Source organism: Kitasatospora sp. NPDC048365 (assembly GCF_043200835.1).
Classification (GTDB): Bacteria; Actinomycetota; Actinomycetes; order Streptomycetales; family Streptomycetaceae; genus Kitasatospora; species Kitasatospora terrestris.
This window is the reverse complement of record NZ_JBICYJ010000008.1, coordinates 60223-83809: the sequence shown is the minus strand read 5'-3', so window position 1 is coordinate 83809 and position 23587 is coordinate 60223. Positions and strand designations below refer to the sequence as shown.

The 23587-nt window shown below is 75.3% G+C and carries 15 protein-coding genes; 8 read left to right on the top strand and 7 right to left on the bottom strand.

Going from position 1 to position 23587, the window contains the following annotated elements:
- Positions 1 to 20: 20 nt before the first annotated feature.
- Positions 21 to 629 (bottom strand): hypothetical protein, encoded by a 609-nt coding sequence (locus ACGFX4_RS10620; RefSeq protein ID WP_393071727.1) that lies wholly within the window; start codon positions 627 to 629, stop codon positions 21 to 23.
- A gap of 193 nt (positions 630 to 822) precedes the next feature.
- Here ACGFX4_RS10620 and ACGFX4_RS10615 point away from each other — a divergent pair, with 193 nt between their 5' ends.
- From ACGFX4_RS10615 to ACGFX4_RS10580, 8 genes are all read left to right on the top strand, one after another.
- A complete protein-coding gene (locus ACGFX4_RS10615; RefSeq protein WP_393071725.1) occupies positions 823 to 2340 on the top strand; it encodes a hypothetical protein in 1518 nt (505 codons plus the stop codon).
- 78 nt (positions 2341 to 2418) lie between these two features.
- The gene (locus tag ACGFX4_RS10610) at positions 2419 to 5787 is read left to right on the top strand and encodes a right-handed parallel beta-helix repeat-containing protein (protein WP_393071723.1); all 3369 of its coding nucleotides are present in this window, start codon (positions 2419 to 2421) and stop codon (positions 5785 to 5787) included.
- Positions 5788 to 5920: 133 nt separating this feature from the next.
- Complete coding sequence (locus ACGFX4_RS10605) at positions 5921 to 6586, top strand: sigma-70 family RNA polymerase sigma factor (RefSeq protein WP_393071721.1); 666 nt, start codon at positions 5921 to 5923, stop codon at positions 6584 to 6586.
- A 213-nt stretch (positions 6587 to 6799) separates the two neighbouring features.
- Positions 6800 to 8314 carry a TIGR02677 family protein gene (locus tag ACGFX4_RS10600; protein WP_393071719.1) on the top strand — a complete coding sequence of 505 codons (1515 nt, stop codon included), beginning with the start codon at positions 6800 to 6802 and terminating at the stop codon, positions 8312 to 8314.
- Positions 8311 to 9525, top strand: a complete 1215-nt coding sequence (locus ACGFX4_RS10595; RefSeq protein WP_393071717.1) for a TIGR02678 family protein — start codon at positions 8311 to 8313, stop codon at positions 9523 to 9525. The genes ACGFX4_RS10600 and ACGFX4_RS10595 overlap by 4 nt, the downstream gene beginning before the upstream one ends.
- Before the next feature lie 16 nt (positions 9526 to 9541).
- Complete coding sequence (locus ACGFX4_RS10590) at positions 9542 to 13672, top strand: TIGR02680 family protein (RefSeq protein WP_393071715.1); 4131 nt, start codon at positions 9542 to 9544, stop codon at positions 13670 to 13672.
- A complete protein-coding gene (locus ACGFX4_RS10585; RefSeq protein WP_393071713.1) occupies positions 13669 to 14886 on the top strand; it encodes a TIGR02679 family protein in 1218 nt (405 codons plus the stop codon). The genes ACGFX4_RS10590 and ACGFX4_RS10585 overlap by 4 nt, the downstream gene beginning before the upstream one ends.
- Positions 14887 to 14998: 112 nt before the next feature.
- Complete coding sequence (locus tag ACGFX4_RS10580; RefSeq protein ID WP_393071711.1) at positions 14999 to 16537, top strand: GMC family oxidoreductase; 1539 nt, start codon at positions 14999 to 15001, stop codon at positions 16535 to 16537.
- Here the strand turns inward: ACGFX4_RS10580 and ACGFX4_RS10575 are convergent.
- The 6 genes from ACGFX4_RS10575 to ACGFX4_RS10550 form a co-directional block, all read right to left on the bottom strand.
- Positions 16461 to 17258: an alpha/beta hydrolase gene (locus ACGFX4_RS10575; protein WP_393071709.1), complete on the bottom strand. Its 798-nt coding sequence runs from the start codon at positions 17256 to 17258 to the stop codon at positions 16461 to 16463. The genes ACGFX4_RS10580 and ACGFX4_RS10575 overlap by 77 nt on opposite strands.
- Before the next feature lie 144 nt (positions 17259 to 17402).
- Positions 17403 to 17987 (bottom strand): TerD family protein, encoded by a 585-nt coding sequence (locus ACGFX4_RS10570; protein WP_393071707.1) that lies wholly within the window; start codon positions 17985 to 17987, stop codon positions 17403 to 17405.
- A gap of 284 nt (positions 17988 to 18271) precedes the next feature.
- Positions 18272 to 19300 carry a hypothetical protein gene (locus tag ACGFX4_RS10565; protein WP_393071705.1) on the bottom strand — a complete coding sequence of 343 codons (1029 nt, stop codon included), beginning with the start codon at positions 19298 to 19300 and terminating at the stop codon, positions 18272 to 18274.
- A 159-nt stretch (positions 19301 to 19459) separates the two neighbouring features.
- Positions 19460 to 20944, bottom strand: a complete 1485-nt coding sequence (locus ACGFX4_RS10560; protein ID WP_393071702.1) for a protein kinase — start codon at positions 20942 to 20944, stop codon at positions 19460 to 19462.
- Positions 20941 to 21456 carry a hypothetical protein gene (locus ACGFX4_RS10555; protein WP_393071700.1) on the bottom strand — a complete coding sequence of 172 codons (516 nt, stop codon included), beginning with the start codon at positions 21454 to 21456 and terminating at the stop codon, positions 20941 to 20943. The genes ACGFX4_RS10560 and ACGFX4_RS10555 overlap by 4 nt, the downstream gene beginning before the upstream one ends.
- Positions 21457 to 21549: 93 nt before the next feature.
- A complete protein-coding gene (locus ACGFX4_RS10550; protein WP_393071698.1) occupies positions 21550 to 23571 on the bottom strand; it encodes an N-6 DNA methylase in 2022 nt (673 codons plus the stop codon).
- Positions 23572 to 23587: the final 16 nt, after the last annotated feature.

Below are 23587 nucleotides of genomic sequence, written 5' to 3'. Positions count from 1 at the left end.
CCGGGCCGGATCGCGGCGCGTCACCAGGACACCTCGGCCCCGCCGCCGTCCGTCGCAGGCCTCCGGCCCCCGGTGGCGGTGCCCCCGCCGCTGCTGGTGACCGGTCGGCCGCCGGCCGCGGTGTCCGGGCCGGCCGCCCACCCGCCCCCGCTGGTGGCCACCCGCACGCCGGACCCGGCCTCCGTCCGCCCGCCCCGCGGCGCCGCGGCCGTCGTCCGGGCCTCCCGCGCCGCGGACTCGGTGCCGACCCGAACCGCCCGGGTCGTCGGTTCGGCGGCCGGGCGCCGGGCCTCGGCGCGGTCGATCCGGATCACCACGTTGCGCTCGCGGTTGGCGCGGTTCGGCCAGTCGTGGTCCTTGCTCCAGACCAGTTGGCTGCGGACGCCGTCCACGTCCGCCCACCTGCCCTGGGTGGCACGGACGTTGGCCCGCCAGGCCCCGTCGTACTCGTGTTCCAGGGACAGGTCCCACCCGTGGCCGCAGGCGCTGTCGTCGATGAGCTCGCTCGCTCCGACCGTGCCGGGGATCACCACGGTCTCACCCCGCCGGATCTCCACCACGATGCGCTGCGGCCAGTCCGCGTCCACCCCGACGACGGTGATCCTGCAAGGGCCTTCGTACCAGGTCATGGGCAACCTCCCGCGCGCGCCGACCGAGCCCGGTTCCGGACTCTCCGACCAGGCGAACGGCTCTCCCCGCCCCAAGGGTTCGAACGGGTGAACCGCCGGGCGGGTCCGGGCCGTAACGAGGGAGGGAGCGTCCGCAGGCCGATCGGCGGGGCGCTCCCGTCGACCGGACCGCATGGGAAGCCGAGGAGTTCTGGTGGGTACGAACACGGGTGGAGACGGTTCTCAGTCCGGGGGCATTCAACTGCCCACGGTCGCCTGGGAGATCGAGGACGACCCGGCAGCCGCCGAGACCGGTGCCGCGACCGGTGCCGAGACCGGGGCCGCGACCGGGGCCGCGACCGGGGCCGAGACCGACGCGCCCTCGTACGGGCAGGTCGAACCGGCGGAGGCGGCGGCCGAGGCTCCGGCCGCGCCGAGGTACGGCCGGGTGCTGCCCGACCCCAACGCGGTGCGCCGTCAGCCCGAACCTGTCGAGCCGCAGTCCGAGAGCGCCGAGCCGCAGCCCGAGCCCGCCGCCGTTGTCGAGACCGAGACCGAGCCGGAGGCCGTCGCCGACGATCGGCGGTCCCGGCGTCCGAACCGTATCCCGCCCGGGGTGTTCCCGTTCCTGTCGCCCGAGCCGGTGCTCCGCGACGCGCCCATGCCCGACCCGACCGCCGTCGGCTTCGACGGCGGAGTCCCGGACGGGATCGACGAGGAGGAGCCGGAGCACCGGCGGTCCAGGAAGCCGATGGTGTTCGCTGCCGTCGCAGTCGGCGCGCTGCTGCTGGGCCTGCCGTTCGTGCTGACCAGCGGCGGCTCGAAGGCCCCCGCCGCCGCGGCCGAGCAGCCGCCCGCCGGGGTCAGCGGGCCCGGCGACCCGCTGCCCACCCCGGGCCCGAACGACCCCACCGCCGTCGCGGTACCGGTCGACGGGGTGCCGGTCCCCAGCGGCTCGCCCTCGCCGACCGACGCCACCAACGGTGGTGCGAGCGGGACCGGCGGTGCGAACGGCACGGTTGACCGGCCCGCCGGTGGGGCCGGTTCGCAGGGCGGCCAGGGCACCTCCGGCGGCACCTCCGGCGGCAGCGCGGGCGGCGGTACGGGTGGCGGCACGGGCGGCGGTTCCACCTCCGGCGGCACCACGGGCGGCGGGTCGACCTCCGGCGGCGGCGCCCCGGTCGTCCCCCCGCCGGCCAAGACCACCCCCGCCGCGCCGACCTTCACCGCCGTCGCCGGAACCGGCTGCACCAACACGGGCGCCGGCTACGACCAGAACGGCTACTACACCGACGGCAGCAAGGGCTGGACCACCGGTACGACCGGCGGGTACGCGGGTTCGGGCTGCAGCGGCAAGTACGTGTCGGTGCCGATGTCCGGCAGCGCCAGCAAGGATGCCGGCAAGTCGGTGCTGTGGGCGTTCAGCACCAGTCCGGTCCCCTCCGGCACCTGCAAGATCTCGGTGTTCATCCCGAACAACGGTGACGTGAAGGCCGTCGGCGGCAAGCCCGCCTACTACACCGTGCAGCGGTACTTCACCACCGGTGAGGGCACCATCAGCGCGTTCACCATCGACCAGACCGCCAACCGCGGCAAGTGGGTCAACGCCGGAACCTTCCCCGTCACCAACGGGAAGATCGCCGTGATGCTGCACGACCGCGGCGTCGACTTCGGCTCCGGCGTCGACCAGGCCCACCACGCGGCCTCCGCCGTCCGGGCCGACTGCTCCTGACGGAACGTCGGGAACCTGCCGGCCCGTCGGCCCACCGCACCACCGCCCAGCCCACCCAGGAAGAGGAGAGCCCACGCCATGTCGCGCCACGTGCTGACGGTGTGCCCGGAACAGCGGGACGGCCGCTACCGCACGATCGGCGAGGCACTGGCGGAGGCCCGCAGCGGCGCGGTGATCTCGGTCCGGCCCGGCCGGTACGAGGAGAACCTGGTGATCAGCAAGCTGGTCACCATCACCGCCGCCGAGGCCCGCGGCACCGTCCGGATCACCGCCCGGCGCGGCTGCGTGGTCCAGGTCACCGCCGAGGCGGTGCAGTTGACCGGCCTGATCCTCCAGGGGCAGGACGAGGAACTGCCCGCTGTCGACGTGCCGCGCGGCCAGGCCGCCTTCCAGGACTGCGAGGTCGTCGGCAACTCCTGGACCGCCCTGCTCACCCGCGGCGACGGCTCGCTGGCGATGCGCGGCTGCCGGGTCACCAACCCGGCCGGCGCCGGCCTGGTGGAGACCTCCACCGGCAACAGCGTCATCGAGGACTGCGTCGTCGAACACCTCGGCAGCTCCGCCGTGGTGATCGGCGAACGGGCCGACCCGCTGCTGCGCAACTGCGTGCTGCGCGACGCCCGCGGCAACGGCATCTGCGCCAACGGCAACGCCCGCGGCACCTTCGAGGACTGCGAGGTCTCCGTCACCGACAAGCCCGGCATCGCCCTGGAGGAGAACAGCACCACCCGGCTGCTGCGCACCGACGTCCGCGACACCACCATCGGCGTCTACATCAGCTCCACCGCCCGGGTCGTGCTGGAGGACTGCACCGTCACCGGCACCTCCGGCCACGGCATCGCACTCGCCGCCGGCACCGACCCCGAACTGCGCCGCTGCCGCACCGCCCGCACCGCCGGCCACGGCATCCACGTCACCGGCCGCTCCCGCGGCACCTTCGAGGACTGCGAGGTCGCGGCCGCCCAGGGCACCGGCATCTGGATCGGCGAATCCTCCGGCCCCACCCTGTACCGCACCGTGGTCCGGGACTGCGGCGGCGACGGCCTGGAGCTGACCGGCGACAGCGCCGCCGACCTGGACCGGTTGGAGGTCAGCGACGCCGCCGGCACCGGCGTGCTGATCACCGAGGGCGCCAACCCGCGGCTGCGCCGCGCCGCCGTGCACCGGGCCAAGGGCGACGGGGTGGCCGTCCTGCGGGACGGGCGCGGCCAGTTGGACAAGTGCGAGGTGGTGGACGCCGGCCGCTCCGGCATCCGGATCGCCGACGGCGCCGACACCCGGATCGGCGACACCGCGGTGCGCGACGCGGCCGGCTCCGGCGTGCTGGTCGGCCGGGTCGGCACCGCACACCTGCGGGACTGCGAGATCACCGGCTCCGGCGAGGACGGCATCACCGCCGAGGACGACTCCGACCTGACCTGCACCCGGGTCCGCGCCGTCGGCAACCGCCGCCACGGTCTCCGGCTCGGCACCGGCGCCCGCGCCGTCCTGGTCAGGGTCGCGGCCGCCGAGAACACCGGCGACGGTGTCCGCACGGACTCCGTCGAAGCGGTCCGGCTCACCGGCTGCACCTTCTCCCGCAACAAGGGCTCCGGCCTGCGACAGACCGTCCCCAGCGAGCGGCTCGCCGTGGAGGAGCTGGTCAGCGAGGAGAACGGCCTGCCTGACGCGCACGGCACCGCCGCCGCCACCCAGTCGTCCGTCCCGGCCGCCCCCGAGGCCGGGACGGATCCCGCCCCCGGCGGCCCGGCCGCCGCCCCCACCGGGCCGGCCGCGCCCGCCCCGCCCGCCGCCCCGCCCGGCCCGCTGGAGGTGCTGGAGTCGCTGGTCGGCCTGGCCGAGGTCAAGGAGCAGGTCGCCACCCTGGTCAACCTCAACAAGCTGGCCCGGCGCCGCGAACTCGCCGGCATGCCCGCCCTCCCGATGAGCCGTCACCTGGTGTTCGCCGGCCCGCCCGGCACCGGCAAGACCACCGTCGCCCGGCTCTACGGCAGCATCCTGGCCGAACTCGGCGTGCTGGCCGGCGGCCAGCTGGTCGAGACCGCCCGCGCCGACCTGGTCGCCTCCGTCATCGGCGGCACCGCCCTGAAGACCACCGAGGTGTTCCGCTCCGCGCTCGGCGGCGTCCTGTTCGTCGACGAGGCGTACACCCTCTCGGCCGGCTCCGGCGGCAGCGGCCCCGACTTCGGCCGGGAGGCGATCGACACCCTGGTCAAGCTGATGGAGGACCACCGCGAGGAGATCGTCGTCATCGTGGCCGGCTACTCCACCGAGATGACCGACTTCCTGGCCTCCAACCCCGGCCTCGCCTCCCGGTTCAGCCGCACCGTCGAGTTCGCCAACTACTCCGACGAGGAACTCGTCACCATCGTCGAACGCGCCGCCGCGACCCACGGCTACACCCTCGCCGACGGCACCCGGGAGGCCCTGCGCACCCTGTTCGAACGGCTCCCCAAGGGCGAGGACTTCGGCAACGGCCGGGCCGCCCGCAAGGTCTTCGAGGAGATGGTGGACCGGCAGGCCACCCGCCTCGCCACCCGCCCCGAGATCTCCGACGAGGACCTGGCCCAGCTGCTCGCCGAGGACGTCACCCCCGCCGGACCCGACCCCGCCGCCCGCAAGGACGGCACCGAGCTGCTCGCCGAACTCCGCGCCATGGTCGGCCTCCCCGCCGCCAAGGAGCAGGTCGAGGACCTGGTCGACCTGCTCCGGCAGAACCGCCGCCGCGAGGAGGCCGGCCTGCCCACCGCCCGGATCGGCCACCACCTGGTCTTCGCCGGCCCGCCCGGCACCGGCAAGACCACCGTCGCCCGGCTCTACGGCCAACTCCTCGCCGAACTCGGCGTGCTGCCCACCGGCCAGCTGGTCGAGACCGCCCGCGCCGACCTGGTCGGCCGCTACATCGGCCACACCGCCCAGCTCACCAAGGAGGCCTTCGACCGGGCCCGCGGCGGTGTCCTGTTCATCGACGAGGCGTACACCCTCACCCCGCGCAACGGCGGCGGCAACGACTTCGGCCAGGAAGCCGTCGACACCCTGATGAAACTGATGGAGGACCACCGCGAGGAGGTCGTGGTCATCGTCGCCGGATACGAGGACGAGATGCAGCACTTCCTCGCCTCCAACCCCGGCCTCGCCTCCCGCTTCTCCCGGCAGATCGAGTTCGGCCACTACACCGACGAGGAGCTCGTCACCATCGTCGGCCGCCACGCCGAACAGGCCGGGTACACCTGCGCCCCCGAGACCGTCGCCGCCCTCGCCCGGCACTTCGCCGCCGTCCCCCGCGACCGCACCTTCGGCAACGGCCGCTACGCCCGCCAGACCCTCGAAGGCATGATCACCTGCCAGGCCCGCCGCCTCGGCCGCCTCGACTTCGCCGACGTCTCCGAGCTCAGCCTCCTCCTCCCGCAGGACATCGCCGACACCCGCCCCCGCAACCCCGCCTAGGGTCTGCCCGGCCCCGCGTTGGCGCGACGTTGGTGCGACGTTGGGGCGGCCCGCGACGGTGGGCGGCGGAAGACGGCGGGCCATGCAGGCGGCCGGCCCGATGCAGACGATTGTTGTGAAGGGCTCTACCGCTGTGGCCATCGACGTTACTGCTTGCCTGAAGGACACCCTCCCCGCCACCGGGCCGACCGGCGGTGCGACAGCCGCACGACCGGACACCACCCCGGGGACCGCACCGACCGCGGACGCCCCCGGCGCCGCCAGGGCGCCGCGACGCCCCACCCTCGACCAGCAGACCCTGGCCGAGCTGTACCGCCTGCACGGCGGCTACCTGCTGCGCGCCATGCTCCGCGCCACCAGCGGCGACCGGGGCAAGGCCGAGGACATCGTCCAGGAGACCCTGCTGCGCGCCTGGCAGAACCCGGACGCGATCCGCCGCGGCCCCGAGCACAGCCGGCCGTGGCTGTTCACGGTGGCCCGCCGGATCGCCATCGACCACTTCCGGATGCAGTCCGCCCGCCCGCAGGAGGTCGCGGGGGAGACCCCCGAGGGCCACGCCGGCGCCCACGACCCCTACGACGAGCTGGTGGACGCCCGCGACATGGCCGTCGCCCTCGCCGAACTCCCGCCCCACCACCGCGACGTCCTGGTCGAACTCCACATGAAGGGCCGCTCGATGGCCGAGGCCGCCGCCGTCCTCGGCGTGCCCGTCGGCACCGTCAAGTCCCGCAGCTTCTACGCCGTCCGGGCCCTGCGCCCCATCCTGGAGGCCCGCGGTCTCGCCTCCACCGGCCACTGACACCCCGGTGCAGGCCGGCCGCTGAGAGGCGCGCCACCCGAACCACCGGACCGCGGGCGTTGTGGGGCGCCCGCGGTCCGGTCGCAGTACTGCCCCTGACAGCGCCCGGGCCGGGCGACGGCGATGTCCACGGTTTCGGCCGCGGCGGCCGTGCGTCCGCGTACTGTGGTGCCCGAAGGGGGAGGGGAGCCGTTGCGCAGGGTTCCGCCGGAGATGTTCCGGTTCACGACGGGGGACAGGGCCGAGCTCTACGGTGCGATCCTCCAGGCCTTCGGCGCTGCCAACGAGCGGCTGGAGACCGCGCTGGGGCTGGACGACGTCCGGGTCCGGCTGCGGACGGTGGGCTGGCTCGACGACGTCCACGACGACGACCTGCAGGACGCGCTGCGCAAGCTCAGGGAGTGGCAGCTGCTCGATGTCGTGCAGAACCACGCCGAGAACTACCGCACCGCCGAGGAGTACGAGCGGCGCAACCTCCAGTACTCGCTGACCCGGCGCGGGGAGGCCGCGTTCGCCGGGGTCGAGCACGCGCTGTCGGTCCTCGCCTCGACCGGTGCGCTCCAGACCGCGGTGCTGGAGGCGATCATCGACCGGCTCGACACCCTGTACGTGCTGCTGGGGGATCCCGCGTCCCCGGATCGCCGGGTCTTCTCGACCCTGCAGGAGCTGGAAGGCCACCTGGAAGCGCTGCTGGCCAACACCAAGGCGTTCAACGGCGAGTTGCAGCGCCTGCTGCGGGCCGAGGGCGCCGACCTCGAGACCTTCCGGGAGGTGAAGGCCGCGACCGTGGCCTATCTCCAGGAGTTCCTGGTCAACCTCGATCAGCGGGGACAGGCCGTCACCTCCGCCGTGCAGCGGGTCGAGGAGTGCGGGGTGTCCCGGCTGCACGAGCGGGCGCTGCGGGGTGCCGAACTGCCGCCGACCGCCGGCGGCAATCCCGCGCCGGCCTGGCTGGAGCGCCGCCGGGCGCGGTGGGAAGGGCTGCAGGCCTGGTTCAGGCCGACGGACGGCTCCCGCCCCCGGGTGGAACAGCTGCACGACGTGGCGCGCCGCGCGATCGTGACGCTCCTCCAGGTCCTCGACCGGATCACCGAGTCACGGCGTCGCTCGTCCAGCGCCGTGCAGGACTTCCGCGAGCTGGCCCGCTGGTTCGCCGCGGCGCCCACGGAGGACGACCTGCACCGGCTGTGGTCGGCCGCGTTCGGTCTCGGCCCGGCACGCCACGCCCATCTCGCCCACCCGGACCCGGAGTTGGTTCCGCCGTCGAGCAGCTGGGCGGAGGCCCCGCCGGTGGAGGTGTCGACGCTGCTGCGGACCAGCGGCCGGACCGAGCGGTTCACCCGCACCGGCAGGGTGCGCGACATCGGAGGGCTCAAGGCCGCCCGGGCCGAGCGGGCCCGGAAGGAGCGTGCCGAGCTCGAAGCGGCGTGGGACGTCCTGGGAACCGACGGCCCGGTGCGGCTCTCCGACTTCGGTGTGCTGGACGACGCGGTCTTCGAGCGGCTGCTCGACCTGCTCGGCCGGGCGCTCGCCGTGCGCCCGGACGAAGGCGGGGCGCGCCGCACGGTCACCTCCGACGGCCGGGTCGAGGTCGTTCTGCGCCCGCTGCCCGAGGGCGGCCGGGCCGTCCTGCGAACACCCCGGGGGAGGCTGGAGGGCCCCGACTTCCTGGTGGAGGTCCGCCGTCCGGGCGTCGCCCGGAACCCCGGGCAGCGGGAGGCGCGATGAGCACCCTGGCGAACCAGCTGGTGCTGGCCGAGCGGCAGGACATCGCCAGGGGCGTCCGGCTGCTCCTCGGCCGGCCGCTGATCACCGAGCGCGCAGACCCGTCGGCCTTCGCCCTGATCCGCCGCCGCCAGGACCCGTTGACCACGTGGTTCGACTACCACTGCGGCTGGCAGCTGGTGGTGGAGCCGCGCCTGGGGTACGCGCGCCTGTTCAAGATCCGGGCCGTCCCCGACGGCTCACGTCCCGCCCGCCGGCCGCGGTCCGGCAGGGCGCCGTTCGACCGCCGCCGCTACACCCTGCTGTGCGTCGTCGCGGCCGAGCTGCTCCCGGTCCCGGTGACGACCGTCGGCCTGATCGCCGACCGCGTCGTTCAGGCCTGCGCCACCGACGGGGCGCTGCCGCCCTTCGACACGGCGAGCAGGGCCGAGCGGATGGCCTTCGTCGACGTCCTCAAGCTGCTGGAGCACTACGGCGCGTTGCTCACCCTGGACGGTGTCACGGAGACCTTCGCCGACTCCGCGGACGCCAAGGTCCTCTACCGGGTGGACGCCACCGTGCTGACGCGCCTGCCGGCCGCGCCCGTCGGGCCGTCCCGCCTGGCCGTCCCGGCGGAGGACGTGCCGCTCCACTTCGAGGAGCTCCTCCGGGGCATCGTCCGGGAGGGCCGGTACGGCGGCGCGGACGCCTCCGACGCCCAGCGCAACCTCCGCCTCCGGCACGCGGTCCTGCGCAGGCTGTTCGACGATCCGGTCCTGCACCACGACGAGCTCCGCCCCGACGAACTGGCCTACCTCACGTCGCCGACCGGCCGCCAGATCGTGCGGCGTGCCGCCGAACAGGGCGGCTTCGTGCTGGAGGAGCGGGCCGACGGACTCCTGCTCGTCGACCCGGACGGGCTCGCCACCGACAGCCGCTTCCCGGACGACTCCGCGACGGCCCGGGTGGCCGCCCTGCTCCTGCTCGAACCGCTGACGGCCGCCCCGGGCGGCCTGACGCCGGAACAGCTCGGCGTCGAGGTGGACGGACTCCTGCGGCGCTTCCCCCGCTGGGCGAAGAGCTACCAGTCGGAGGACGGCGCCCAGCGCCTGACGGCCGACGCCCTGCGCGTCCTCGACGACTTCGGCCTGGCCGGCCGGATCGGCGACCGCACCGTACCGCGGCCCGCGGCGTTCCGGTACCGGACCACCGTGACCGACGGCCCCGCCACCTGACCAGAGAGCCCTTCCGATGACCGTGACCCAGCTCCCGCAGCCCGCCCCGCCCGCGCTCCGGCCGGCGGCGGTGCGGTGGCGGCCCGCCCGGGCCGGCATCCTCAACGTCTGGCGCTACCACGACGAGACCTTCACGTTCCACCAGGGCCGGCTGCTGCTGCGGGGGCAGAACGGGACCGGCAAGTCCAAGGCCCTGGAGGTGCTGCTGCCGTTCCTGCTCGACGCCAGCCTGCGGCCCAACCGGCTCTCCACCTTCGGCGGGTCCGAGCGCACCATGCACTGGAACCTGATGGGGGAGGGCACCTCGGGCAAGACCCGGGTCGGGTACGTGTGGCTGGAGTTCGTCCAGGACGACGGCGTACCCGTCCGGTTCACCTGCGGCGCCAGACTCCAGGCGAGCTCGCACACCACCGGGGTCACGGTCGACTACTTCACCACCGGCGCCCGGATCGACCGCCCCGGAGGCCTCGCCCTGGTCAACGAGGCGGGGCAGCCGCTCACCCGCGCCGCCCTGGCCGAGTCCCTGCAGGACCGGGGCGAGCTGCACGGATCGCCGTCCGACTACCGCAACGCGGTCCGCGGCACCCTCTTCCCCGGGCTGAACGAGCAACGCTACGACGCCCTGATCACCGCCCTGCTCCAGCTCCGGACACCCAAGCTCTCCGAGCGCCTGGACCCGTCCCTGCTGTCCTCCCTGCTCTCGCGGGCCCTGCCCCCGCTCGGCCAGGGCGAGATCACCGAACTGGCCGAGGGCTTCGAACGCCTCGACCGCCAGCGCGAACACCTGAAGACCCTGGACGAGGAGGTGGCCGCGGCCACCGCCGTGGCCAACCAGCAACGCGGCTACGCCCAACGCGTGCTGCGCGCGGGAGCGGCGGCCCTCATCTCGGCGACGACCGAGATGGACAACCTCACCCGGATCGCACGGGAGAGCGAGGAGGCCCACACCGAGGCCGTGCGCCGACGAGAGGAGGCCACCGCGGCGCGGGAGGAGCTGGAGCACCGCCGCCAGGAGATCGACGGCGCCGTCGAGGGCCTGCTCGACTCCGAGACCTACCGGCAGGGGCAGGAACTCGACCAGCTCCGGCGCAGGGCCGAGCAGGCCGACCGGAACGCCGCCCGCAGCCGCGCCGCCGCCGACCGGAAGGCCGGGACGGCAGCCGAGGACGCCGAGCGCGCCGAGGACGCCCGGCTGCGCTCCGACCAGCGGGCCGAACACGTCCGCGCCGCCCGGGAGGACACCCGGGGCGCAGCGCGCCGAGCGGCCATGGAGTCCCTCTGCACCGAGGTGGAGACCGTGCTCGGCGCCGAACCGCAGCCGCCCGGGGAGACGGGCGAGCAGGGGCACGCGGCACGCCGGCTGCTGCGCGGTGCGGTCGCCTCGCGACACGGCCGCATCGCCGAGGTCCGCGCCGCCGTCGACCGCCACGAACGGTCCGTCACCGACCGGACCACCGCCGAGCGCCACCTGGAAGCGGTGCGCGAGCGGCTGGCGGAGGCGACCGCGCGGCGCGAGGAGAACGCCCGCGGGTACGACGACGCCGTCGACACGCTCGCCGACCGGCTGCGCCGGTGGGCGAGCGAGGAGTGCGCCGAGCTGCGCATCGACGACGCCGACGACCTTGCCGCCCGCGCGGCCGTCGAAGCCGAGGTGCTCACGCTGGTCGAGGCCGCCGCGCGGGTGGCCGAGCGTGCCGTCACCGCCGAGGAGACGACCGCGCAGGCCGCCCGGGACACCGCCCGCGCGCGGCGCGACCGGCTGGCCGACGAGCTCGAACGCACCGCGGCCGCCGCCGATCTGCCGCCGCTGCCACCACGGACCCGTACGACGGACCGGTCGGTCCTGCCGGGCGCGCCCCTGTGGCGGCTGGTGGCCTTCCGGCCGGACGTCCCTCCCGCCGACCAGGCCGGAATCGAGGCCGCCCTGGAGGCGGCCGGCCTGCTGGACGCCTGGCTGACCCCCGACGGCGGCCTCGCCGTAACCGGCCACGACACCCTGGCCGATCCGGTGTCGGCCGTGCCCGCGCCCGGCCCCTCGCTGCTCGACGCCCTGACTCCCGAACCCGACGGACCGGTACCGGCGGCCCAGGTGCGGCAGTTGCTCGCCGGCATCGCCTACGGCCGCACGCTCCCCGCCGGCCACCCGGCCGCCGTGGCGGCCGACGGGAGCTGGCGACTGGCGACCGCGGTCGGCTCCTGGGCCAAGCAGGAGTCCAGCCACATCGGGGCGGCGGCCCGCGAGCGGGCCAGGCAGCGCCGGATCGCCGAGCTCTCGGCCGACCTGGCCGAGGCCGCTGCCACCGTCGCCGGGTTCGAGGCCGACCTGCGCGCCCTCGCGGACCGCCGGCACCGCCTCGGCGTCGACCTGCGGTCCAGGCCGCACCACCGGGAGGTGGAGCGGGCCAGGCACGCCTGGGACCGCTCGCGGTCCGAGACCGGTGCGCGCGAGGACGCCGTACGCGAGGCCGTCGAGCAGCTCGCCCGGGAGGAGAGCGCCGTCGCCGCCACCCTCCGAGGGCTGGCCCTCGCCTCCGCCGAGCACGCGCTGCCGACCGACCGGGCCGCCCTGGACGCCACCGCGGCAGCCGTCGACGTGCTGCGCGAGCAGGCCGAGGTCTGGTTGGACGCCCACCTCGGCTGGGCCGCGGCCCGCGACGCCCGGGACGTCGCCCTCGGCCACGCGGAGGCCTCCCGGGCCGGGGCGGCGGAGAGCGCGTCCGAGGCGGAGGACGCCGAGGCGGTCGCCCGCGGGCTCCGGTCGTCGCTCCGAGCAGTGGAGGAGACCGTCGGCGAGGACTACTGGCAGGTGGCCGACCGGATCGGCGACCTGCGCCAGGAGTCCGCCCTGACCCGCCGTCGGATCGAGGACGGCACCCGGGCGCTGATCGCGCTGGAAGGCCGGATCGGCGCCCTCGGCGCCACCACGGCACAGGACGCGGACCGCCGGGACGGGGCCGTCGCGGCCCGCAACGAGGCCGCCGGCGGCTTCCGGCGCCTGTGCGTCCTCGGATTCCCCGAGGACGCCGGCCTCGACCTCGTGCTCACCTCGACCGACGGCACCCGGGCCACCCTCGAAGCGGCGCGCGAGACGGCCGCCAGGTGGCCCAACCTGCCGCACACCACGAGAAACCTCGGCGACGCCCTGAACCGGCTCTCCGAAGCCGTCCACCGGGCCCGCCAGAGCCTCAGCAGCCGCGCCGACCTCGAACTCGAAGCCGAGGCCGACCTCCAGGTGCTCACCGCCACCATCGACGGCATCCGGGTCGGCGCGGCCGGCCTCCTCGCCATCCTCGGCACCGAGCGCGACCGCAGCCAGGACGACATCACCGCCGCCGAACGCGGCCTCTTCGACCGGACCCTCACCGGCGACACCCGCCGCCACCTCGCCTCCCGCATCCGGCAGGCCGGTGAACTGGTCGAGCGCATGAACGGCCACCTCGAACGGGTGCGCACCGCATCACGGGTCGCCGTCCGCCTGGTCTGGCAGATCCACCCCGACCTGCCCGCCGGCACCCGGACGGCCCGCGAGCTGCTGCTCAAGGACCCCGCCCGGATCACCGAAGCCGACCGTGAGGCGCTGCACGCCTTCTTCCGCGGCCGGATCGAGGAGGCCAAGACCCGGAACACGGCCGCGACCTGGGAGGAGCAGCTCGCCGAGGTGCTCGACTACACGGCCTGGCACCAGTTCGTCGTCAAGCTGGACCGCGCCAACGGCTCCGGATGGCACCTGCTCACCAAGAAGCTCCACGGCGCGCTCTCGGGCGGCGAGAAGGCCATCGCCCTCCACCTGCCGCTCTTCGCCGCCGTCGCCGCGCACTACGAGGCCGTGCCGGAATCCCCGCGGCTGATCCTGCTCGACGAGGTCTTCGTCGGCGTCGACACCGTCAACCGCGGCCAGGTGTTCGCCCTCCTCGCGGCGCTCGACCTCGACCTGGTGCTCACCTCCGACCACGAGTGGTGCACCTACCTGGAGCTCTCCGGGATCGCCATCCACCAACTGATCACCGGCGGTGACGGCGACGACGCCGTCACCAGCGCCCGCTTCACCTGGACGGGCACCGAGCTGCTGGCGGACGGAGCCGAGCCGGACGGGCCCGGAGCGGACGGAACCGAGCCGGACGGAACCGAGCCGGACGGGGCGGCATGACGGACCGCCATCCCCTGGACCTCCCCGAGCTCCGCCCGCTCTGGTCCGCCGTCCACGGCCGTCTCTCGACCGGACGGCCCGTCAGCCGGGTGCGGTCCGGGCCGCTCGACGAGGCCGGTCAGGAGGCCCTGGCCGACCTCCTCGGGCTCGACCGGCTCCCGGGCACCGCACCGACGATCCCGCTCGCGAGCCTCGACGGCGCCGTGTCGGCCGTCTGCGGCCGGAACGTCCGGGAGGTGGTCACCGCGATCGTCGGCCCGATCCGCGACCGCGCGGCCGAGCGCGAACAGGCGAGCGGTCGGCGCGACGCCCTCTGGGCCTGGTTGGCGGGCCACCGGACGGTCACCGCCCAGCCCGTCCTCCTCGACTGGGCCGGCCAGCTGCGGACCAACGGCCTCGTCGACGGTTCCACCGACCGCACACGGGCGCTGCTGACCTCCGCGCTGACCGTCCTCGCCGCGCTCCCGGCCGGGGGCGAGCCACTGCCGGTCCTCGCCGCCCGCCTGCTCGACGGAGACTCACACGCCCTCGACGACGGGACCCGGCTGTCCGGCATCGTCCTGCGCGCCCTGGCGGTGCTGTACGACACCGACGTGCCGGACGGCGCCGAGGCCCGGCGCGCACTCTGGAGCCGCGCCGGGGTGGCCGACGACCAGCTCTCGGCCACCGCACTCGCCGTCGGCCTGTCCCTTCGCGGAGACGGCCCGGTCGCGAGGGTCTCCCGCATCTGCGCCGAAGCCGGTCACCCCGTGAGCCTCACCCTCGCCCAGCTCCGCTCACCCGGTGAGCTCGCCCTGCCCGCGGGGCCGGTGCACATCACCGAGAACCCCAGCGTGCTCGCCCTGGCCCTGCGCCGCTTCGGCCACCGGTGCCCGCCGCTCGTCTGCACCTCCGGCTGGCCCAACACCGCTGTGATCCACCTGCTGCGCCTGCTCGCCGACAGCGGCGCCTCCTCGCTGCGCCACCACGGCGACTTCGACGGCGAGGGCATCCGGATCACGGCCCACGTTCTCGCCAAGACCGGAGCCGTCCCCTGGCGCATGGCCTCCGACGACTACCGGGCCGCCGCGACCCGGGCCCCGGGCCCCGATCCGGGGCGGCTCACGCCCGCGCCGTGGGACGGCGAGCTCGTCGGCCTCATGGCCGAACTGCGTACCGCCGTGGTCGAGGAACTGGTCGCCGACGTCCTCCTCGACGATCTGGCCGCGGCCTGACCGCCGCCCGGGGCGGCCGCGCGTGCGGCTCCGGGGACGCCCACTGCCGCGTGTCCTCCCGCCGGCTGGCCCCGGGCGTGCCGGGGGCAGAGCCTGGGACGGGAGGCGCGAGATGGGCACTTCGTACGACGTGGTGATCGTCGGGGGCGGCAGCGCGGGCTGTGTGCTCGCGGCGCGGTTGAGCGAGGACCCGGCGCGGCGGGTGCTGCTCGTCGAGGCAGGGCCGGACTACGGGCCCGGGAGTCTCCCGGCCGACCTCGTGGAGGGCACGCAGGGGCCGGCGGCCTCGCACGACTGGGGCCTGCACGGAGTGGGTGTCCGCGGCGCACCGGCACTGGAGCTGCCGCGCGGCCGGGTGACCGGCGGCTCGTCGGCGGTCAACGCGACCTTCGCGCTGCGCGGGCACCCGGCGGACTACGACGGGTGGGCCGCGGGCGGCGCGCGGGGGTGGGCGTTCGCGGACGTCCTGCCCGCCTTCACCCGCCTCGAACGCGACCTCGACTTCGGCGCCGCCGACCACCACGGCAGCGACGGGCCGCTGCCGATCCGCCGGTACGCGGGCGCCGAGCGGTCCGCCGTCGCGGACGCGGCCGACGAGGCGATGACCTCGCTCGGTCTCCCGCCGATCGCCGACCACAACGCGCCCGGCGCGGTCGGGGTGGCGCCGCTGCCGGTCAACGCGGTGGGCGGCCGGCGGATCAGCACCGCCTCCGCCTACCTCGACCCCTGCCGGTCGCGCGCCAACCTCGACGTCCTCGCCGACACGCTCGTGCGGGAGGTCGTCGTCCGCCGCGGCCGGGTCGCGGGCGTACGCCTGGACGCCACCGGGGAGGTCGTTCCCGCCGTCGCGGCGGTCGTCGCGGCGGGTGCCTACCTGTCGCCGGGGCTGCTGCTGCGGTCCGGGATCGGTCCGGCGGCGGAGGTGGCGGCCCTCGGCCGGCCGGTCGAGGTGGACCTGCCCGGTGTGGGGGCCGGCCTCGTCGACCATCCGGCGGTCTCGATCGACTTTCCGTTCGCCGGCCCGGTCGGCCGCCACGCCCGGTTCCAGCTGGTCGGCACCTGTCACAGTGGGTCGGCCACCGGACCGCCGGACCTGCAGCTGGTCGCGGTCGGCCCCTATCCCGCCGGCGCCGGCGCCCACGGGTGTTCGGTCTTCACCGCGCTGCTGAAGCCGGCCTCACGCGGCCGCGTCCTGGTGCGCTCCGCCGACGCGGCCGCACCGCCGGACATCGACCTCGGCTACTTCGCCCACGGCGGCGACCTGCCCCGCCTGATCGAGGGCCTCCGACTGGCCGAGGCCGTCACCCGTACGCCGGCGTGGGAGGCGATCACCGCCGCCCCGGAGGCCGGCCTCCCCGCCGGGCTGCTCGACGACGAGGCGGCGACCCGGGCCTGGGTACGGGCCCACACCTGGACCTACCACCACCCGGTCGGCTCGTGCGCGATGGGCACCGACCCCGGGGCGGGCGCCGTGGTCGACCCGGAGGCCCACGTCTTCGGCGTGGTGGGCCTGTCGGTGGTGGACGCGTCGATCATGCCCGACATCCCGTCGGCCAACACCAACCTGCCGACCGTCATGATCGCCGAACACGTGGCCGCCCGGTGGGACCGGAACCGGCCGAACGGAGCCCCGCCCCGGAGCCCGGGGTGAGGTGGCCCGCGGTGGCCAGCCCGTGGAGCAGCCCGATGGTGGCCTCCTCGTGCGAGGCGAAGACTCCGTGGTCGCTCTGCCAGGTGAGCGCGCGGGTCGCGCGGGCGGCGAAGCGGCGTTGCAGGTCCGGGTGCATGGCGCGGTCCTCGGAGCAGACCACGTAGGTGCTGGGCCGCTGGTGCCAGGCGGCGCGGGTCGTCGGCTGATGGCCGGGGGCCATCGTCTGGGGGACGAGCTCGGCGGTGTGGCGGGCCCGTTCCTCCTCGCCGAGTCGGGCGTGGAACAGCCGTCCCGCGGCTTCCGGGTCGATCGTCGTGGTCCCGGCGGGACCGCCGATCATGCTGGTCGCCAGGTCGGTGGGCGGTGCACCGGCGAGCAGGCCGAGGGCGGTCTCGCCGAGGTCGGGCATCATCGCGGCGAGGTACACGAGGTGGCCGACCGTGTGCGGCGGAAGGCCGGTGATGACGGCGCCGCCGTAGGAGTGCCCGCACACGACGGCGGGGCCGCCCTCGGGCAGTCCGTCCAGGGCGCTCTCGGCCGCGGAGATGTCGGCGGCCAGCGAACCGCGGTGCAGCTCGGCGACGGCCACGGCGACACCGCGGGCCCGCAGCCCGGCCGCGACGCCGTCCCAGGCACGACCGGTGTGCCACGCGCCGTGCACCAGCAGCACCCCGCGGGGCGCGGAGGGCGGGGTGGGGGAGGAGGGGGAGGAAGGGATCATGACCGGGCCTCTCGGTGCTCAACCGTTTGCGGACAAGAGTCACCAGTCGGGCAAGAGGATTCGGCTTCCGCGCCGGAAATGTGGCGCAGCCGGCCGGGAACCGTGCGGACGCGGGGGGTGCCCGCGCGGTTCCCGGGCCCGGCGCTACTTGCTGACGGCGAAACGCATCAGGTCCTTCTCGTCGCCCTGCTTGATCTTCCCCGTCTCGTTGATCACCTGGAGCTTCCAGCCCGAGCCCACCCTTATCGCCTTGGCGACGGCGCAGCCGTTGTCGTTGGTGAGCATGCTGGGCCAGATGTCGGCGACCTGCTGGCTGCTGCCGCCCGTGGCGTCGTACACCTTGAAGCTGATGTTGCGGGCGTTCTGGAACGCGCTGCGCTTCTTGTAGGCGGCCGCGATGAACACGATGGAGGTGATGTGGGCGGGGATCTGGTCGAGCGTCACGGTGACCGTCTCGTCGTCGCCGTCCCCGTGGCCCGTCTGGTTGTCGCCGCTGTGGACCAGCGAGCCGTTGCCCATGGGGTCCAGGGAGTCCAGCCCGGCGAGGCGCACGGGCTCGGTGCCGTGCATGGCGATGGCGATCAGGTCGAGGTCGGTGCCGGTCTTCTGCCGGAGCTTGCCCAGCAGCCCGCCGCTGCTCCCCGCGGTCGGGTCCCAGGACACCCCGATGGACAGGTGGGTCACCCCGTCCAGATCTGCCGGGCCGTCGTCCTTCGTCAGCGTGATCATGGGTGATCCTCTCGGTGGGTGGACTGTCGTGGTGTCGAGTCTGCCTGATGCCCGCCCGCGGCCTGCCGCGGGTCGGACCCGGCGGGGACGGACCGGACGTCACATCATCGCAGTTCACCGGGCGCCTCTTCGTTCCGGCTCACGGCGGTGACGGCCTGCCACGCCTCCGGACCGCGGCGCCGACTCGCGGGGCGGTGGCCCCCGGCGGCGTACGCGCACACGACCGAGGGGCGGCCCGGGAGGGCCGCCCCTGCGGTGCGGATCGTCGAGGTCCTGCCGGAGTACTAGGCCCGCCGCGAGCGGCGGAGCCGGATCAGCACGCCGCCGGTCCCGAACAGGGCCGCCGCGCCGAGCAGCAGGGGCAGCTCGTCCGAACCGGTGTGGGCCAGCTCGCCCTTGGCCGCCGGAGCGGACGCCAGGGAGTCGGACGAGTGTCCGCCCGACGGCCGCGAGTAGTCGGCGTCGGACTTGCCGTGGGAGTCGGAGTGGCCGCCGGCGTGCTCGCCCTTGTGCCCGTGCTCGCCCTTGCCGCCGTGCTCGCCCTTGTGCCCGTGCTCGCCCTTGCCGCCGTGCTCGCCCTTGTGGGGGTGGGCCGAGACCACGTTGGACACGTGGACCTTGCCGCCGTTGCTGTTGTGGTTGCTGTTGTGGAGGCTCTGGTGGTTCTCGAGCTTGTTCTCCACCTTGTTCTCGACCACGACCGTGACCACGACGTTCTGGTTCTGGCCCTGGGCCTGACCCTGGTTCTGGTCCTGCCCCTGGGCCTGGCCCTGGTTCTGCTCCTGACCCTGGCCCTGGGCCTGACCCTGACCCTGGTTCTGGTTCTGCTGGTCGCCGTTCCCCGGCTTGTCGCCGTGCTCGTCGTGCCCGGGCTTGTCGCCGTGGTCCCCGTGGCCCGGCTTGTCGCCGTGCTCGCCGTGGCCGGGCTTGTCGCCGTGCTCGCCGTGCTTCGGGGGCTCCTCCTGCTTCGGAGGCTCGTGCTTGCCGTGGTCCGAGCCGCCGCCGAGCGGCTGGGGCGCCTGCTCGGCCGTCTCGGTCGACGGTGCGCCGGCGGTCATCGCCTCGCCGGCCGGTTCGGCGGCCGGGGCGGGCGCGAAGGACGACTCGAACCCGGGAAGGTCGAAGGCCTCTCCGGCGACGACCGACTGCGCGAACTCGTCGAACCACTGGTTCTGTTCGGATCCGGCCGACGCGAAGGTCGAGGCCGGGGTGAGCTCGGGGAGGGTGTTGGCTTGCGCCGTACCGCCCGTGCCGAGAGCGAGGGCGAATGAACAAAGTCCGGCCACGACGAGACCGGAGGCACGCGTCTGCATGACTCTCCTAGATGATCGGTAAAGCGGAACTTATGTCTACGATCTGTCGCGAGAGGATGACGTGCGGCGCCACCACACAGTCACCGGGATGGACGAAACAGATGCCCTTCGTGGGCGAATCCAGGGTCTCTGAGCTGGGGCGGAGCGGATCGGCGCGGGTCAGCCGGTCGGACGACCCATCAGGACCGTGCGGGCCTCGGCGTGGTCGCCGGCGGCCAGCAGCAGCTGGGCCGTCCGGTGGCGGGTCTCCAGGGCGAGGGCCGGGTCGGTGTTGTCGAGCGGGTGCAACTGGGGCATCAGGGAACGGAGTTCGGCGAGTGCGGCGGTGTGGTCGCCGAGCCGGTCCAGGCACTGCGCGGCCTCGATGCGCAGGCGCAGGGTCTGCGGGTCGGTCGGGCCGGCGTCGGCGGCTGAGCGCTCGGCCAGCAGCCGCAGCTCCGGGAGCGCGGCGTGGAAGCGGCCGGCCTCCATCAGCGTCGCGGCGTACTGCCTGCGCAGCATGTGGACGACGGTCGCGTGCGGGCCGTGGGTCCGTGCGGCGGCGGCCAGGGCGTCGCCGAGCACGTCCACGGCATCGGTGATCCGGCCGGTGTCCAGCAGTCGCTTGGCCTCCTCGACGGCGGCGGCGAGGTCGGCGTTCCCGGTGGTGGTCGGAGCGGTGGTGCCGGGAGCGGCAGCAGCCGGGGCGGGCGTGGCCGGTGGCCGGGGCGGGCGCGGGGGAGGCCCGCCGTGCCAGGGCGCGTACGGCTGCCGGAACGGCCGGGTCGGGTCCATCGGCACGCCGGGGCCGTCGAGGGCGGACGGGACCGCCGCGGGCAGCAGGGGCTCCAGCGCGCGGTAGACCTCGGCCGCGTCCGCCGGCCGGTCCCGCGGGTCCTTGGCGAGCAGTCGCAGGACCAGGTCCTCCAGCGGCTCCGGAACCTCGGGCCGGAGCCGGCGCAGCGGCACGGGCGCCTCGTGGAGGTGCTGGTGCAGCACGGCGAGGGGCGTCGAGCGGGCGAACGGGACGGTGCCGCCGAGCAGTTCGTGCAGGATGACGCCGAGCGAGTACAGGTCGGTGCGCGGGCCGACCTCGTCGCCGAGGGCCTGTTCGGGGGCCATGTACGCCGGGCTGCCGATGTGCGAGCCGGTGAGGGTGAGCCGGGTGGTGTCGGCGCCCAGGACGGTGACGAGGCCGAGGTCGAGCACGACCAGGGTGCCGTCGGGGCGGACCATGACGTTGCGCGGCTTGAGGTCGCGGTGCACGGCGGGCACCGCGTGGACGGCGGCCAGCACCGGGCAGAGCTGCGCCGCCACGGCGACCGCCCACGGCCAGGGGTAGGGCTCGTGCTCGGCCAGGTGTTCGGCCAGGTCCGCGCCGCGGACGTGCTGCATCACCAGGTAGAGGTCCTCGCCCTCGCAGGCGGCGTCGTGCACGGTGACCAGTCCGGGGTGGTCGACCTGGGCGGTGACCCGGCACTCCCGGCCGAAGCGCCGCCGCAGTTCGTCGGACTGCTCCGGGCCGGAGATCCGGTCGGGCCGGAGCAGCTTGACGGCCACCTGCCGGTCGAGGGTGCGGTCGTGGGCCGCCCACACCTGTCCCATGCCGCCCTGCCCGACGAGCGTCACCAGCTCGTAGCGCCCGGCGAGGAGCCGACCCTTCACGGGCGGTCCTGCTGCTGGAGGTAGCTGCTCAACTCGTCCAGCCCGGCCCGGACCTGCCCGATGCGGTCCTGCGGCGGCACGGCCGCGGGCGGGTACGCCGGTGGGGCCGGCGGCGGCACGGCCCAGGCCGGGCCGGGCAGGGCCGGGTCGGGCCAGGCCGGCCGGTGGGGCCAGGCGCCCGCGGGCACCTGCGGACGGGGCCGCAGGCGGACGGCGAGGACGTACGCCGAGACGAAGACCGCGTTCCCGAGCAGGAACACCATGCCGAGGTCGGTCCGCCAGTCCTCCGTGGTCCCGACCAGCGCCATGCCGCTGACGGACGCCACCCCCACCCCGGCGAACAGCAGCCAGTCGCGGATGCGGCGGTGCACCAGCGCCGGCCACAGCATCGGGATCCAGGCCAGCATGCCGAGGCTCGCCAGCGAGACGGCGGCGAGCACGATCCGCGCGGCCATGGTCCACGCCCGCACGGCGCGGCTGGGCCCCGGCGGTGTCGGGTCGGGGCCGTACATGGCGGGACTCCTGGTCGGCGGGTCGGATCGGCGGGTGCCGGGGTCAGCCTACCGATCCCCGCCGCCGGGGCGTCCGCCGCACCGGGGCCGGGCTCAGGAGGGGCCCACGCTCCCGTCGGTCAGCCCGTCGTACAGGCCCTGGACCAGCAGTTCGCCCAGTCGGGCGGCGGACCGTGACGCCTCCTCGAAGGCGGCGACGGCGCGGAACCGCTCGCCGTAGCGCCGCTGGTCGGCGGGCGGCAGCCGCGGCACCTGGAGCCTGCGCACGTCCAGCCGGGTCGCGGACGAGGTGAAGCTGCTGGCCTGCCGGCTGTTCGCGGTGCTGCGCAGGAACCCGGCGAGGAACCACGGGTCCAGGACGGCGGGGTCGGTCCGCAGCAGGTACACGTTGCGGCCGAGTGCGGCGCCGGCGGTGGGCCCGTCGATCACCCGGGCGGTGGCACCCCGGCCGAGCACCGGGATCACCACGTCGCCGGCCCGGACGAGGACCGGCTCCTCCGGCGTCCCGTCCGGCAGCGCGCCGGACGGTGCGCCGCCGGTCACGATGTCGTGCTCGGTCAGGACCGGCGGGCCGCCGCCGGGGCCGGCGCCGGGGCCGCCGGTCAGCACCGACAGGGCCCCGGTCCGGGCGAGTTCGCCGATGCTCGTCATCGCCCAGTGCGCGGGCGGGCCCGGTGTGCCGGCGGCCGGTGCCAGGTCCAGGGCGTGCCGCAGGGCGGCGGTCAGCCGGTCGCGGACCTCGTCCACGCCCTCGCCGGTGTCCGCCGCCCGCGTCGGCAGGTGCCGGGCCGGGGTCACGTCCACGTCGTCGTCCAGCAGGTCGACCAGGGGGACGGTCCGGGTGACGCCGGGGCGGTCGGGTGCGGAGCCGTCCCGGTCGAAGGCGTGCCACGCGTCCAGGACCGTGCTGCGGAGCTCCTGCCACGGCACCTTGTCCTGGCCGTCGGAGCGGTCGGCGACGTCCACCACCAGGAGCTGCTGCGGTGCGGGCGTGTCCGCCGCGGGCCGGCGCAGTACCCACAGGTGCAGCGGGATCCCGAACGGCGGTGCCGCGCCCGCGGGGAGCGCGACCACGGCCCGCAGCGCGCCCCGCCGCAGCAGGTCGGCCCGGATGCGGCGGCCCGAGCGGCGGGACGCGGCGGCGGGCGGCATCAGCAGGACGGCGGCGCCGTTGTCGCGGACGCGGGCGAGGGCGTGCTGCACCCAGGCCAGTTCGGACTCGGTCCGCGGCGGCAGGCCGTACTCCCAGCGGGGGTCGTAGGCGAGTTCCTCGTGGCCCCAGGCGCGTTCGTTGAACGGCGGGTGGCACAGCACGGCGTCCGCGCGCAGCCCGGTGTGCTCGTCGGCGCGGAGGCTGTCGCCGACCCGGATCCGCACGGGCGCGTCGGTGTGCAGGGCGAGGCGCAGCGCGGTGAGCGCGGCGAGGTCCGGGTCGGCCTCCTGGCCGGCCACGGTGGTTGCGGTGCCGGCGGCCAGCAGCAGGCCGCCGTATCCGCAGGCGGGGTCCAGCACCGGGTCGGCCGGGCCGGCGAGTTCGGCCATCAGCTCGGACAGCGGCGCGGGGGTCAGCGTGTACTGCCGGGGCCCGGCCTCCAGGTGGCGGCCCATCAGGAACTCGTACGTCGGGCCGGCGCCGAGTTCGTCCGCGAGCTGCGCGCCGCCGCGCACCAGCGGCAGGCGCCCGGTGAGCGCGGGCCCCTCGGGCACCGGGACCGGGTGGTCCTCGCCCAGGCGGGCCCGGAGGGCCTCGGCGAGCGCGTCGGGCAGCTCGCGGCCGAGCCGGGCGTCGTCCGCGGCGAGCAGCCGCCGCCACTCGGCGGGCCGGGCGTGGAGCAGCAGGACGGCGCCGACCAGGCGCAGGGCGGCTGCGGCCCCGCCCGGGTCCTGTTCGACCTGCTGCCAGACCAGTTCGCGCAGGGGCACCTGGTCGACCTTGCCCTGGTCGCGCAGCCACTGCTCCACCTCGGCCAGGTCGAACACCGGACTGGTGTCGGTGCCGCCGACGGGCTTGGGGAAGTCGCTGTGCCGGCGCCGCCAGTTGCTGACGGCGGCCCGGCCGACCCCGGCGAAGCGCGCGATCCCGGCCGCGGTGACTTCGGTCCTGTTCTCCGGCACTGACTGACCCTCCAGC